This window comes from Blastococcus atacamensis, assembly GCF_002938425.1.
In the GTDB taxonomy this organism is placed as follows: domain Bacteria; phylum Actinomycetota; class Actinomycetes; order Mycobacteriales; family Geodermatophilaceae; genus Blastococcus; species Blastococcus atacamensis.
On the sequence record NZ_POQU01000045.1, the window covers coordinates 1 to 13813 of the forward strand.

Sequence of the window (13813 nt, forward strand, 5' to 3'; positions counted from 1 at the left end):
GCGGTGGGACGGGTCGGGGCCGGGGTCGGCTCGTCGACGGGGGTCTGCGGGGCGGTCGTCATCGTCTCCAGCGTGGCACGGACCTGGACGGGAAGCACCTGAGTTGTCATCGCCTGCTACAACGCATCGCCCGGCCGGATGCATCCCGCGGCGCCGACAACCGTCCGGTCAGCCCGCCAACCACTCCGCGCACAGCTCGCCGACCGACACCAGTACGGCGGGTCCGGTGAGGACGGTCGTCCGTGGATCCACCTGGACCGACAGGCGTCCGCCCGGGACGTCCACGACGACGGTGCCCTCCGAGCGCCCGTCGGCGACCAGTGCCGCGTAGGCCACCGCGCAGGCGCCCGTGCCGCAGGAGCGGGTCTCCCCCACCCCGCGCTCGAAGACCCGCAGCCGCACGTGGGCGCCGGGCTCCAGCACGTTGACGAGCTCGACGTTGACGCCCTCGGGGAACAGCTGCGCGTCGAACCGCGGTGCGGCACCCAGGTCGAGGGTGTCGACGTCGACGTCGGTGATCGCGGCCAGGTGCGGATTGCCCATCGACACGGCGAGCCCGTCGAACGTGCGCCCGTCCAGCTCCGCGCTGCCCCGGCCGAACTCGCGGGCCGGGCCCATGTCGACCCAGTAGCCGCCGTCGGGCGCGGTGCCCACCCGGCGTGGACCGCCCCGGGTGCCCACCAGCAGACCGTCCTCGCAGGCGCTGCGCGGGACGAGCCCCTCGCTGACCAGCGCGTGCAGAAACAACCGGATGCCGTTGCCGCACATCTCGGCGTGGGAGCCGTCGGCGTTGCGGTGGTCCATGAACCACTCGCAGCGGTCGAGGTCCTCCCCCAGCACCGCCGGCGCGTCGGGCACGTGCGCGCTGCGGACCAGCCGCAGGACGCCGTCACCACCGAGGCCGGCCCGGCGCTCGCAGAGCCGCCGCACGAGCGCCTCGTCGAGCCGGTCCTCCGGCCACACGGTGCCGTCGGGGTCGGGCAGCACCACGAAGTCGTTCTCGGTGCCGTGCCCGATCAGCACGCGGGGCGAGGAGGTCACGGCTCCATCGTAGGACCGGTGATCACCGCGGCGACGGCGTCGACCAGGTCGGGGCGGGCGGCGTCCAGCCAGGTCGTCCCGGCGTGGCGACGGAACCAGGACCGCTGCCGGCGCACGAACCGGCGGGTGGCCACGACGGTCCGCTCGCGGGCGTCCTCGGCAGTGAGGGTGCCGTCGAACTGGGCGAGCACCTGCGCGTAGCCGATCGCGCGGGACGCCGTCGGCCCCTCCCGCAGGCCCCGCGCGTCCAGCGCCGCGACCTCGTCCACGAAGCCGGCCGTCCACATCCGGTCGACGCGGAGCGCGATCCGGTCGTCGAGCTCGCCGGGTTCGCGGTCCAGCCCGATGGTCACCGCCGGGTAGTGCGGACGCGGCTCGGGCAGCTCGGCGCGGAACGGTCCACCGGTCAGCTCGATGACCTCGAGTGCGCGCACGATCCGCCGCCCGTTCCCGGGCAGCACCGCGGCGCCCGAGGCCGGGTCGAGCCGCGCCAGGCGGGCGTGCAGCTCCGCGGAGCCGACGTCGGCCAGCTCCGCCTCCAGCCGCGCCCGGACCGCCGGGTCGGTGCCGGGGAAGTTCAGTTCGTCGAGGACGGCACGGACGTAGAGACCCGAGCCGCCCACCAGGAAGGGGATCGACCCGGCGGCCCGCAGCCGGTCGATCTCGGCCCGGGCGCGCAGCCGGTACTCGGCGACCGACGCCGGCTCGCGCACGTCCCACAGGTCGAGGAGGTGGTGCGGCACCCCGCCGCGCTCGGCCTCGTCCGGCTTGGCGGTGCCGATGTCCATGCCGCGGTAGAGCTGCATGGAGTCGGCGTTGACGACCTCGCCGCCCAGGCGCCGCGCGAGGGCGACCGCCAGCGCCGTCTTGCCCGTCGCGGTCGGTCCGACGACGGCGATCACCGGGGGCGGCCCGCTCATGCGACCACCCAGTCCGCGACCAGGTAGCCCACCCCGAAGGGGGCGTCGTCGAAGTGCACCCGCGCGGTGACGTGCCGGCCCGCGACCGCTTCGCCGACGGCCCGCCACGTGGGTACCCCGGCGGCCAGCAACCGCTCCCCCTCGGCCGGGTCCAGGGCGGCCAGCGCAGCGGCATCGCCCCGGGCCAGCGCGGTGGCGACGGCGGCGTCGAACGGGCCGGCCGCGGGGTCCAGGTAGCCGGGCGCCTTGACCGTCCGCCGAGCCGAGCCGTCGCCCATCGCGAGCACGCCGACCGGTGCCGGCAGGTCGTGCAGGAGCTGCGCCAGGTCGGCCGGGCCCACCCCCACCCGGGTGCCGGCGAAGCACGCCTGGTCCAGGAGCCAGCCCCCCACGGTGTGCGGCGTCGGGAGTCGGGAACCGCCCGGCCGCAGCCGGCCGTCGAAGGGCACGGTGACGTCGAGGCCGAAGCCGCGCAGGTCCCCCCGGTCGCCGGCGCCGAACCGCACCCCGGGCGGTACGCCGTCGCCGACGACGACCACCACCTCCGGTCCGGCCGCGAGCAGGCCGGTCACCGCCTCGGCGCACGCCGCCCGTAGCGCCACCGTCTCGCTGCCGGCGCGCCCCTCGACCACCGGCAGCAGCAGCGGAGGGCACGGGCAGAAGGCGACGACGGCCGACGGCGGGGCGGTCCGGGCCCGCCGGTCGCGGGAAGGGATGGTCACCGCAGCAGTGTCGCCGATGCGACGTGGGACACTGCCGGACGTGTCGAGCACTGACAACCCCGGTGACGGGGTGCAGCAGGCCACTTCGCCGATTGCGGAGAACCCCGAGACGACCGCCCCCGAGGCGGCGCAGACCGAGAGCCCTGACGCGGTGACCCCCGCGGCCGGGACACCGGAGGCGCCGACCCCCGCGGACGCCGCCCTCGCCGACCCCACGGCGGACGCCGCGCCGGCCACGGAGGAGCTCCCCGCGGAGGAGCCCGCAGCGCCTTCCGCGCGCCCGGTGCCCACGCCGGGACCCGGACCCGGCCCCCGCCCGTCGGCACCCGCAGCCGCACCGGCCGCGGCGCCGGCGACCCCGGTGGCGCCGGTCGAGGCGGTCGTGAGCGACCCCTCGCAGTGGGGTCGGGTCGACGACGAGGGCACCGTCTACGTGCGCACCGCCGACGGCGAGCGGGCGGTGGGCTCGTGGCAGGCCGGCGACGCCGAGGCGGGCCTGGCCCACTACGGCCGCCGCTACGACGACATCGCCACCGAGGTGTCGCTGCTCGAGGCACGCCTCAAGGCGCACACCGGCAATCCCGGTGAGATCAAGAACAAGGCGCAGCAGCTCGCCGACTCGATCCCGACGGCCGCCGCCGTCGGCGACCTCGACGGGCTCGCCGCCCGGGCCCGTGCCATGGTCGAGACCGCGGAGTCGGCCACCGCCGAGTTCCGCGCCGAGAAGGCCGCCGCCCGTGCCGCGCAGATCGCGCGCAAGGAGGCGCTGGCCGCCGAGGCGGAGCAGATCGCCGCGGAGTCCACGTCGTGGAAGGCCTCCGGCGACCGCCTCAAGGCGATCGTCGAGGAGTGGAAGACGATCCGCGGGATCGACCGCAAGACCGACGAGGCGCTGTGGACGCGGTTCGCCGCCGCCCGCGACGCCTTCGGTCGTCGCCGCGGCACCCACTTCGCCCAGCTCGACGCCCAGCGCGGCGAGACCCGCGCGGCCAAGCAGGAGCTCATCAAGGAGGCGCAGCGGCTGGCGACCTCGACCGACTGGGGCGCCACGAGCGCCGCGATGCGCTCCCTGATGGACCGCTGGAAGGCCGTGCCGCGCACCGGCCGGGAGACCGACGACGACCTCTGGAAGGAGTTCCGGGCCGCCCAGGACGTCTTCTTCACCGCGCGCGCCGAGCAGGACAAGGTGCGCGACGCCGAGCAGACGGCCAACCAGCGGGCCAAGGAGGAGCTGCTGGCCGAGGCCGAGAAGCTCGATCCGTCCAAGGACCTCCGCGGCGCCCAGAACGCCCTGCGGAAGATCCAGGAGCGCTACGACGCCATCGGGCACGTGCCGCGCACCGTCATGCGCCAGCTCGAGGACCGCATGCAGGCCGTCGAGCAGAGGGTGCGGGGCGCGGCCGACGCCGGCCGGGTCCGGACCACTCCGGAGAATCCGATGGTCACCTCCATGCGCGCCGCGGTCACCAAGGCCGAGGAGCAGCTGGCCAAGGCCGAGGCGGCCGGGGACCAGCGCCGGATCGACGAGGCGAAGGCCAACCTGGCCACGCGCCAGGAGTGGCTCGCCGAGGCGGAGAAGTCCGCCCGGCGCTGACAGCGACAGCAGAAGGGCCCCCGTCCGATCCGGACGGCAGAAGGTCCCCCTGCAGGGCCCCGTCGCTCTCGGCGGCGCCCTGCGGGGGCCTTCAGCAGCCGGTGACCGCCGGGAGCGGCTCGGGGATCCCGATCCGCGGCATGCCGAGCGGGACGCCGGGCGTGGTCGGGCGGGTGCCCGCCTCGCTCGCGTCACCGGCACGGGTGCGGCGGTGCGACAGCAGGACGCCGTCGGCGATGAGGTGGTGCGGCGCGGCCTCGGTGACGACGGTCTCGACGACGTCGCCGGGCCGGATCCCCTCGGCCGCCGTGAAGTGCACGAGCCGGCCGTCGCGGGCGCGGCCGGAGAGACGGCCGCGCTGGGCGTCCTTGCTGCCCTCCCCCGAGGCGACGAGCAGCTCGACCTTGCGACCGATCTGCCGGCGGTTCTCCTCCCAGCTGATCTCGTCCTGCAGGGCGGTCAGGCGCAGGTAGCGCTCCTGCACGACCTCCTTGGGCAGCTGGTCGTCCATCTCGGCGGCCGGCGTCCCAGGGCGCTTGGAGTACTGGAAGGTGAAAGCGCTGGCGAACCGGGCGCGCCGCACCACCTCGAGGGTCTGCTCGAAGTCGGCCTCGGTCTCCCCCGGGAAGCCCACGATGATGTCGGTGGTGATCGCGGCGTCGGGCATGGCGGCCCGCACCCGGTCGATGATCCCGAGGTAGCGGTCCTGCCGGTAGCCGCGGCGCATGCGGCGCAGGACGTCGTCGGACCCGCTCTGCAGCGGCATGTGCAGCTGGTGGCAGACCGCCGGGGTCTGCGCCATCGCCTCGATGACGTCGTCGGTGAACTCGCGCGGGTGCGGGCTGGTGAACCGCACCCGCTCCAGGCCCTCGATCGCACCGGTCGCCCGCAGCAGTCCCGCGAACGCGCCGCGGTCGCGGAACTCGACGCCGTAGGCGTTGACGTTCTGGCCGAGCAGCGTCACCTCCAGCACGCCCTGGTCGACCAGCGCCTGCACCTCGGCGAGGATGTCGCCGGGACGGCGGTCCTTCTCCTTGCCGCGCAGCGCCGGGACGATGCAGAACGTGCAGGTGTTGTTGCAGCCGACGCTGATCGACACCCAGCCGGCGTAGGCGGAGTCGCGCTTGGCCGGGAGCGTGGACGGGAAGACCTCGAGCGCCTCGACGATCTCCACCTGGGCCTCGGCGTTGTGCCGGGCTCGCTCCAGGAGGGCCGGCAGCGAGCCGACGTTGTGGGTGCCGAAGACGACGTCCACCCACGGCGCGCGCCGCACGATCTCGCCGCGGTCCTTCTGCGCCAGGCAGCCGCCGACGGCGACCTGCATGCCCGGACGCGCGTCCTTGATCGGCCGCAGGTGCCCGAGGTTGCCGTAGAGGCGGTTGTCGGCGTTCTCGCGCACGGCGCAGGTGTTGAGGACGACGACGTCGGCGTCGTCGCCCTCCGCCGCGGCGCTGTACCCGGCCGCCTCCAGCAGACCGGACAGGCGCTCGGAGTCGTGCACGTTCATCTGGCACCCGTAGGTGCGCACGCGGTAGGTGCGCGGCGGTGCCTCAAGCTCGGTTCCCATGTCAGCTGCGAGGGTACGGCGCGGCCCCCGTTCACCCATACGATCGGGTAACCGGGGGTTCGTTACGCCTTCGTGATCCCACGGTGCGGGATCCGCGACCTTCCGCGCCTAGGCTCCCCCACCGTGACCAGCCGAACGAACGGAGAGCCTCTCGTCCGCCTGGCCGGCGTCAACAAGTGGTTCGGCGAGCTGCACGTCCTGCAGGACATCGACCTGTCCATCGATCGCGGTGAGGTCGTCGTGGTCATCGGGCCGTCCGGCTCGGGCAAGTCGACGCTGTGCCGGACGATCAACCGGCTCGAGGCGATCGACAAGGGCGAGATCACCATCGACGGCCAGCGGCTGCCCGAGGAGGGCAAGGAGCTCGCCCGGCTGCGCAGCGATGTCGGCATGGTGTTCCAGAGCTTCAACCTCTTCGCGCACAAGACGATCCTCGAGAACGTCATGCTCGGACCGATCAAGGTCCGCAAGCAGTCGAAGGGCGACGCCGAGAAGCGGGCGCGCGTGCTGCTCGACCGCGTGGGCGTCGGGGCGCAGGCCGACAAGTACCCGGCGCAGCTCTCCGGGGGCCAGCAGCAGCGGGTCGCGATCGCCCGGGCGCTGGCGATGGAACCCAAGGTGATGCTCTTCGACGAGCCCACCTCGGCGCTGGACCCCGAGATGATCAACGAGGTCCTCGACGTCATGACCTCGCTGGCCCGGGACGGCATGACGATGATCGTCGTCACCCACGAGATGGGCTTCGCCCGCCGTGCGGCGAACCGGGTCGTGTTCATGGACAGCGGCCGCATCGTCGAGTCCGCCGAGCCCGAGACGTTCTTCACCAACCCGACGTCGGATCGGGCCAAGGACTTCCTGTCCAAGATCCTCAACCACTGACCCCGAAGGGATCACCCATGCGCATCACCCGTTACGCCGCCGGCGTCGCCGCCGCCGGCCTGCTGCTGGCCGGCTGTGCCAGCGAGGCCGGCAACCAGGCCGAGGACACCGCCGAGGAGACCACCGCCGCGGTGGAGGAGGTCGAGTTCCCCGAGGGGTCGACCATGGCCGCGATCGTCGAGGCCGGCGAGCTCCGCGTCGGCACGAAGATCGACCAGCCCGGCTTCGGCCTGGCCAACACCGCCGGCGACCCCGAGGGCTTCGACGTCGAGATGGCGAAGCTGATCGCGGCGAAGATGGGCCTCACCGAGGACCAGATCACCTTCACCGAGACGGTGTCGGCCAACCGCGAGCCCTTTCTGCAGGAGGGCCGGGTGGACATGGTCGTGGCCACCTACACGATCAACGACAAGCGCAAGGAGATCGTCGACTTCGCCGGGCCGTACTACGAGGCCGGGCAGGACATCATGGTCGCCGCCGGCAACCCCGAGCAGATCGAGGGCCCGGAGGACCTGGCCGGCAAGAGCGTCTGCTCGGTCGAGGGCTCGACGCCGGCGGAGAACATCCGCACCAACTACCCCGAGGCCGAGCTGGTCCTCTACGACGCCTACTCCAAGTGCGCCGACGACCTGCGCAACGGCAACGTGGACGCCGTCACGACCGACAACGTCATCCTGACCGGCTTCGTCGCCGGCGCCCCGGATGCCTTCGAGCTCGTCGGCAACCCCTTCACCAAGGAGCCGTACGGCATCGGCGTCCCGAAGGGCCAGGACGACTTCCGCGACTTCATCAACGACGTGCTCGAGGAGTCGTTCGAGGACGGCAGCTGGGCCGACGCCTGGGACGCGACCGCGGGCGCCATCACCGGCACGGAGGCCCCCACGCCCCCGACGGTCAACCGCTACTGATCTCGCGCACCTGACGGCGGGGGTGGCCGGTACCGGTCGCCCCCGCCGTCGCGCGCGTCACCCGCACACGAACAGGACGAGGAGCATCCGAGGAGCGCCATGGAGTTCCTGAGCGACAACTGGGGACTGATCCAGTCCGCCTTCCTCACCACCTTGTCCCTGGCGGTGGCCAGCGGCATCTGCGCCCTCGTGCTGGGTACGGTGCTGGCCGCGATGCGGGTCAGCCCCATCCCGGCGCTGCGCGGCCTCGCCACCTCCTACGTCGAGATCTTCCGCAACACCCCGCTCACGGTGGTGTTCTTCTTCCTGGTCTTCGGCCTGGTGTACGTCGACCTGCAGTTCCCGAGCCGCTTCGTCGCGGCGGTGGCGGCGCTGTCGTCCTACACGGCGGCGTTCGTCTGCGAGGCCCTGCGGTCGGGCATCAACGCCGTCCCGGCGGGGCAGGCCGAGGCCGCCCGCGCTCTGGGGCTGGACTTCCGGCAGAGCTTGACGACGATCGTGCTGCCGCAGGCCTTCCGCACCGTCGTCCCGCCGCTGGGCAACGTCTGGATCGCGCTGGCGAAGAACACCTCCATCGCGGCGGGCTTCGCCGTCAGCGACCTCACCGCACTGCTGCAACGGCTGGCGAACGCCAACGCCGACCAACTGCTGCTGATCTTCGCCGTCGTGGTGCTCGGCTACCTGGTGATCACGCTGCCCTCCGCCTGGGGCATCAGCATCCTCGAGCGACGTCTGCGGATCGTCCGATGAGCGCCTCGGTCCTCTTCGACGTCCCCGGCCCCCGCGGCCGCCGCCGTCAGCGCGTCGGCAGTGTCGTGGGCGCCCTGATCGTCCTCGGGCTGCTCGGCCTCGCCGCGTGGCGCCTCGGCATCAACGGGCAGCTGGAACCGGCCCGCTGGGCCATCCTCTTCGACACCCGCACGAACGTTCCGCAGCGGCTGCTCGACGCGTTGCTGAACACGCTGGAAGTAGCAGCCGTCGGCATGGTGTGTGCCACCGTGCTCGGCGCCCTGCTCGCGGTCGGCCGCCTCTCGGACCACGCCTGGGTGCGCATCCCGGTCGCGGCGGTCATCGAGTTCTTCCGCGCCGTGCCGCTCCTGGTCCTGATCCTGTTCTGCTTCCTGTTCCTGCCGCGCACCGGGATCTCGATCAGCGCCTTCGGAGCGTTGGCACTCGGTCTCACCCTCTACAACATGGCTGTGCTCGCCGAGATCATCCGGGCCGGCATCCTCTCGGTGGACCGGGGTCAGAGCGAGGCCGCCTACGCCGTCGGCATGCGCAAGTGGCAGGTCATGTCCTTCGTCTTGGTGCCGCAGGCGGTCCGGCGCATGCTGCCGGTGCTCATCGCCCAGCTCGTCGTGCTGCTCAAGGACAGCTCGTTGGGCTTCATCGTCGGCTACCTGGAGCTCCTGCGGACGGCGCGCAGCCTGGTGGAGACGCTGAACTTCCAGTTCGGCCCGATCTACACCTTCCAGCTCTACGTCGCTGCCGCGGTGATCTACATCGTGGTCAACCTGCTGCTGTCCTGGCTGGCCCGGGTGGTCGAGCGGCGCACCGGTCGAAGCACCAAGGCGGCGGCGACGGCGGACACCAAGCTGCCCGCCGACGTGCAGATGGGCGGAGGCGGCGGCGCCGTCTGACCGGTCTTCGCGGTCTCGTCCGACTCAGTCGCCCCACCCGGGCGCGCCGGTCGTACGGGACCGCGGCGCGCAACGAGACTCGTCGTCACGATGGAGACGATGCACGCGGCGGGGCGCCGCAACCTGCCCCCGGTCCCCAGGACCGCTGTGGAGGCGGCTCCCGAGCCCGCTCGCGAGCCCGTCATCGAGCTGCCCGCCGGCACCAGGCTGCAGGCCACCGCCCTTCTCGACGCCGGGCAGGAGTTCGTCGCCCGGCTGCGCGCGGCCGCGCCGGCGTTCGCCACGGCGGCCGGCGCCCGGAGCGCGGTCGTCCGCGAGGTGGTCCCCCCGGCCCGCCACCGGCGTGCGCGCTGCCGGCTCGTCCTCCGCTTCGCCGACGGGGCCGATGCCGACCTGACGTTCCTCGGGGAGCGTCGGCGGCCGGGGGTCGCGGACCCGAACACGCTGGACGCGGAGGTCGCGGCCTGGCTCCGCGCCGGCCGACCGCAGGACCCGGCCTGGCTGATGGCCGACTCCGACGCCGCCAACGGCGTGGCGGTCGACCTGACCGCCTGGCACTCCCGTATCTGACGGCACCGCCGACGACGGCACGCGGACGCCGCACGACGTGGGCACCACGTCGTCGTCGACCGGCGCGCAGCGACGCCGGGCCGTCGGGGCCGCACTGGTGGCCGTACTCGCCGTCGCCTATCCCCTGCTCTGGGGGGCCGGCCTCGCGCACGCGGAATTCAGTGGTTGCTGGCTCAGCTGCGGCGGCGATCCCCGGTTCGCCTCCGGCGTCGCGTGGACGACCTTCAGCGCGGTCCTGCTCGGCATCCCCCTCGCTGCGGGCCTCCTCGCCGGCTCGGTCCGGTCCTGGGTCGCGTGGGCGGTCGGCGTGCTGCTGATCCTCCTGGCCGCCACGGCCTGGGTGATGTTCTCGCTCGACCCGGGCAACGCTGCCTTCTTCGTGGCCCTGGGGTGATCCGACCTTTCCCTGCACGCCGCTGGCCGGCTCAGGGCAGCGCGCTCTCCTCGTCGAACTCGGAGAAGGCCTCGTCCACGTCGGCTCCGGCTTCGACCTCGTCGAGGACCTCGCGCACCACCGCGGCGGCCAGCCCACCGTTGTAGCCCTTGCGCGCCAGCATGCCCATGAGCCGCCGGGTCGCGGTGGCCCTGTCCAGCCGGCGCATCGAGCCGGCCCGACGCTCGACGAGCTTCCGGGCCGCTGCCCGCTCGTCCTCGTCGTCGACCTGCTCGACCGCCTCGGCAGCGACCTCCGGGTCCACGCCCTTGGCCCGCAGCTCGGAAGACAGCGCCCGCCGGGCCAGCCCACGACCGGCCTGGCGGCTGCTCACCCAGGCGCGGGCGTAGGCCGCGTCGTCGATCAGCCCGACCTCGGTGAAACGGTCGAGGACGGTGGTGGCGGCGTCTTCCGGGATGTCGCGGCTCGCCAGCAGGTCGGCGAGCTGCTGACGCGTCTTGGGCGCCCCGGTCAGGGCCCGCAGGCAGAGCCCGCGGGCCACCGACTCAGGGTCCTCCACGGTCTCGGGGGCGACGTCCTGGGTCAGGGGATCGTCGCTGCTCGGGGACCGCTTCCGCCGGCCGCCCCCGAAGCCTCCGGGGGCGCGCCGACGATTCGGCGGACGGTCGTCCACCCGCGACTCAGAAGTCGGGGGCGTCGGCCGGCGCCGGGGCATCCAGCGTCGCGCCGATGCCCAGCTTCTCCTTGACCCGCTTCTCGATCTCGTCGGCGAGGTCGGGGTTGTCCTTCAGGAAGTTGCGGACGTTCTCCTTGCCCTGGCCGAGCTGGTCACCCTCGTACGTGTACCAGGCGCCGGACTTCTTCACGATGCCCTGCTCGACGCCGGCGTCGACGATGCCGCCCTCCCGGCTGAAGCCCTGCCCCCAGAGGATGTCGAGCTCGGCCTGCTTGAACGGCGCCGCCACCTTGTTCTTGACGACCTTGATGCGGGTGCGGCTGCCGATCGCGTCGGTGCCCTGCTTCAGGGTCTCGATGCGGCGGACGTCGAGACGGACCGACGAGTAGAACTTCAGCGCGCGACCACCGGTGGTGACCTCGGGCGAGCCGTAGACGACGCCCACCTTCTCGCGCAGCTGGTTGATGAAGATCGCCGTCGTGCCGGAGTTGTTCAGTGCACCGGTGATCTTGCGCAGCGCCTGGCTCATGAGGCGGGCCTGCAGGCCGACGTGGCTGTCACCCATCTCGCCCTCGATCTCGGCGCGGGGCACCAGAGCCGCCACGGAGTCGATGACGATGACGTCGAGGGCGCCGGACCGGATCAGCATGTCGGCGATCTCGAGCGCCTGCTCACCGGTGTCGGGCTGGCTGACCAGCAGGGCGTCGGTGTCGACGCCGATGGCGCGGGCGTACTCGGGGTCGAGCGCGTGCTCGGCGTCGATGAAGGCGGCGATGCCACCGTTGGCCTGGGCGTTGGCGACCGCGTGCAGGGCGACGGTCGTCTTACCGGAGGACTCCGGGCCGTAGACCTCGATGACGCGGCCGCGGGGCAGACCACCGATGCCCAGGGCGATGTCGAGGGCGATCGACCCGGTCGGGATGACCTTGATCGGCTGGGCGGCATTGTCGCCCAGCCGCATGACCGAGCCCTTGCCGAACTGCTTGTCGATCTGGGCGAGGGCCATGTCGAGGGCCTTGTCGCGGTCGAGCGTTGCTGCCATGGTGCGTCACCTTCGGTTCGCGGGGGAAGCGGGTCGGGACCGACGCTAGGGCGAGGCACCGACAGTTTTCGGATTCCAGGGCGGACTGTGGAGCGAGGGCCGCCCTGTGGAAGCCACAGTAGGCCGAACACGTGTTCGATCGCCAGGTCGACACGCCGTGCGCCCCAGGAGCCCCAGGAGTCGACCGCGGAAGCGCCTCAGCGGTCCTTGGGCGGCACGTCGTAGGCGTCGCAGATGGCCAGCCACACCTTGCGCACCGGCACGCCCTTGTCGATGGCGTCCAGCGCACTGCGCCCCCCGAGGGCGGAGAAGACGTGGTCGCGCGCGACGGTCTGCGCGCGCATCGACCCGAACTGCTCGTCGAGACGGGACCAGAACTCCTGCAGGCGCACGCACCGACGCTAACCCGTCGCGGCGAACGGGTCCTAGGCTGCCGACATGATCCCGGGCACCGGTTCGGCGAGCCTCGACCTCGTGCTGGAGATCGGCATCGTCGTCGTTCTCCTGATCACCGTCGTCATCATGATCCGCAACTACCGCGAGCGCTGACGCCGCGGCGTCGTCAGGAGGACGACCGCCAGGGGCACCACGAGGACGGCGGACACGGCGGTCACCAGCCCGAAGCCGCCCCAGGCCAGCAGCGGTCCGCCGATCACCCCCGCCAGCGCGGCGCCCAGACCCATCAGCAGGTCGGTGCCGCCCTGCGCCGTCGGCCGCAGGTCCGGACCGACGGAGGCGGTGACCAGCGCCGATCCGGCGACCAGGCCGCAGGACCAGCCCAGGCCGAGCAGCAGCAGGCCGATGGCCAGCTGGGCGGGGTCGGCGGGCCCCGCCGTACCCGCCACCGCGGCCGCGCTGAGCAGGAGGAATCCTCCGAGGCCGACGACGGCCGGCGCGCCCACCCGGTCGGCGAGGAGGCCGACCACTGGTGAGAACAGGTACATGCCGGCCACGTGGACGCTGATGACCAGCCCGACCAGCCGCAGGACGCCGTCGGCGTCGCCGCCGGCGTGCCCCATGTGCACCGGGGTCATGACCATCACACCGACCATGACCGAGTGGGCCACCACGACGGCCACCAGCCCGACCGGACCCTGCGGCGCCGCCCAGACGGCCCGGAGGGCGGCACCGGTCGCCCGACGCGGCCGCGGACCGGACGACCCGCCACCCAGCCTCCGGGCCAGCAGCAGGGGGTCGGGCCGGAGCAGCAGGACGAAGCCGGCCGCCACGACCGCGAAGACGACGGCGGACACGACGAAGACACCGCCCAGGGCCGGTAGGCCCAGCGACTCCCCCACCACCGCACCCGGCGAGGCAAGGTTCGGTCCGACGACGGAGCCGAGCGTCGTCGCCCAGACGACGAGGGAGAGGTCGCGCCCGCGGCGCTCCGGCGAGGCCAGGTCCGCCGCCGCGTAGCGGGACTGCAGCCCGCACGCGGTCGAGGCGCCGAAGAGGAACAGGCCGACGAGCAGCAGCGCCAGGGACGACGCGGCCGCGGCGGCCACCGTGACGACCGCGCCGAGGACGCTGATCCCGTAGCCGACGGCCAGCCCCGCCCGGCGGCCCGCCGAGTCGCTGATCCTGGCCAGCGGGACGGCGAGCACCGCCGCGCCGAGCACTCCCGCCGTCTGCCCCAGCCCGGAGGCGGCGTCGGTGCCGGCGACGTCGCGGGCCAGCAGGCCCCCGGCGGTGATCCCGACGGTGACGCCGAGCCCGGCCAGGGCCACGCCGCCGCCCAGGACGACCAGCGTCCGCCGCTGCACGCGCGCGATGTCCGGCTCGGTCCTGTCCTGCTGCAGCGACCCCACGAGCGCTCCCGTCTCACGACCGGGTGGTTCCCGGCTCCGGCACCCTCGCCGG

Annotated in this window: 15 protein-coding genes; 7 read left to right on the plus strand and 8 right to left on the minus strand. The window is 73.2% G+C overall.

Translation table 11 applies throughout. The annotated features are described in order from the left end of the window. Nucleotides 1–168 precede the first annotated feature (168 nt). From dapF to C5508_RS11860, 3 genes are read right to left on the minus strand one after another with little or no spacing between them, the layout of a single operon-like run. Nucleotides 169–1041, minus strand: coding sequence for a diaminopimelate epimerase (gene dapF, locus C5508_RS11850; RefSeq protein WP_104525154.1), 873 nt, complete (start codon nt 1039–1041; stop codon nt 169–171). Next, nucleotides 1038–1961, minus strand: a complete 924-nt coding sequence (gene miaA, locus C5508_RS11855) for a tRNA (adenosine(37)-N6)-dimethylallyltransferase MiaA (protein WP_104525155.1) — start codon at nt 1959–1961, stop codon at nt 1038–1040. The genes dapF and miaA overlap by 4 nt, the downstream gene beginning before the upstream one ends. Next, a complete protein-coding gene (locus C5508_RS11860; protein ID WP_232797078.1) occupies nt 1958–2683 on the minus strand; it encodes a class III extradiol ring-cleavage dioxygenase family protein in 726 nt (241 codons plus the stop codon). Before C5508_RS11860 ends, miaA begins: the two co-directional genes overlap by 4 nt. A 40-nt stretch (nt 2684–2723) precedes the next feature. Here C5508_RS11860 and C5508_RS11865 point away from each other — a divergent pair, with 40 nt between their 5' ends. After that, nucleotides 2724–4277, plus strand: coding sequence for a DUF349 domain-containing protein (locus C5508_RS11865; RefSeq protein WP_104525156.1), 1554 nt, complete (start codon nt 2724–2726; stop codon nt 4275–4277). 91 nt (nt 4278–4368) lie between these two features. Here the strand turns inward: C5508_RS11865 and miaB are convergent, their stop codons facing one another. Then, the gene (miaB, locus tag C5508_RS11870; RefSeq protein WP_104525157.1) at nt 4369–5844 is read right to left on the minus strand and encodes a tRNA (N6-isopentenyl adenosine(37)-C2)-methylthiotransferase MiaB; all 1476 of its coding nucleotides are present in this window, start codon (nt 5842–5844) and stop codon (nt 4369–4371) included. Nucleotides 5845–5967: 123 nt separating this feature from the next. Between miaB and C5508_RS11875 the strand changes: the two genes are divergently transcribed. The 6 genes from C5508_RS11875 to C5508_RS11900 all read left to right on the plus strand — a co-directional run bounded on the left by C5508_RS11875 (nt 5968) and on the right by C5508_RS11900 (nt 10235). Continuing rightward, complete coding sequence (locus tag C5508_RS11875) at nt 5968–6723, plus strand: amino acid ABC transporter ATP-binding protein (RefSeq protein ID WP_104525158.1); 756 nt, start codon at nt 5968–5970, stop codon at nt 6721–6723. 17 nt (nt 6724–6740) lie between these two features. Beyond that, nucleotides 6741–7631 (plus strand): glutamate ABC transporter substrate-binding protein, encoded by an 891-nt coding sequence (locus C5508_RS11880; RefSeq protein ID WP_104525159.1) that lies wholly within the window; start codon nt 6741–6743, stop codon nt 7629–7631. Nucleotides 7632–7730: 99 nt separating this feature from the next. Beyond that, nucleotides 7731–8381 (plus strand): amino acid ABC transporter permease, encoded by a 651-nt coding sequence (locus tag C5508_RS11885; RefSeq protein WP_104525160.1) that lies wholly within the window; start codon nt 7731–7733, stop codon nt 8379–8381. Beyond that, on the plus strand, nt 8378–9271 hold the full coding sequence (locus C5508_RS11890; protein ID WP_104525161.1) for an amino acid ABC transporter permease: 894 nt from the start codon (nt 8378–8380) through the stop codon (nt 9269–9271). The genes C5508_RS11885 and C5508_RS11890 overlap by 4 nt, the downstream gene beginning before the upstream one ends. 90 nt (nt 9272–9361) lie before the next feature. Further along, nucleotides 9362–9841: a hypothetical protein gene (locus tag C5508_RS11895; protein WP_157944080.1), complete on the plus strand. Its 480-nt coding sequence runs from the start codon at nt 9362–9364 to the stop codon at nt 9839–9841. Between the two features lie 37 nt (nt 9842–9878). Further along, nucleotides 9879–10235: a hypothetical protein gene (locus C5508_RS11900; protein ID WP_104525163.1), complete on the plus strand. Its 357-nt coding sequence runs from the start codon at nt 9879–9881 to the stop codon at nt 10233–10235. Nucleotides 10236–10266: 31 nt separating this feature from the next. Here the strand turns inward: C5508_RS11900 and C5508_RS11905 are convergent, their stop codons facing one another. From C5508_RS11905 to C5508_RS11920, 4 genes are all read right to left on the minus strand, one after another. Then, on the minus strand, nt 10267–10776 hold the full coding sequence (locus C5508_RS11905) for a regulatory protein RecX (protein ID WP_232797079.1): 510 nt from the start codon (nt 10774–10776) through the stop codon (nt 10267–10269). A 139-nt stretch (nt 10777–10915) separates the two neighbouring features. Next, the gene (gene recA, locus C5508_RS11910) at nt 10916–11953 is read right to left on the minus strand and encodes a recombinase RecA (RefSeq protein ID WP_104525165.1); all 1038 of its coding nucleotides are present in this window, start codon (nt 11951–11953) and stop codon (nt 10916–10918) included. A 197-nt stretch (nt 11954–12150) separates the two neighbouring features. Beyond that, entirely contained in the window at nt 12151–12345 is a 195-nt protein-coding gene (locus tag C5508_RS11915; RefSeq protein ID WP_104525166.1) for a DUF3046 domain-containing protein, read from the minus strand. Nucleotides 12346–12486: 141 nt separating this feature from the next. Then, entirely contained in the window at nt 12487–13761 is a 1275-nt protein-coding gene (locus tag C5508_RS11920) for an MFS transporter (protein WP_232797080.1), read from the minus strand. Between the last annotated feature and the right edge of the window lie 52 nt (nt 13762–13813).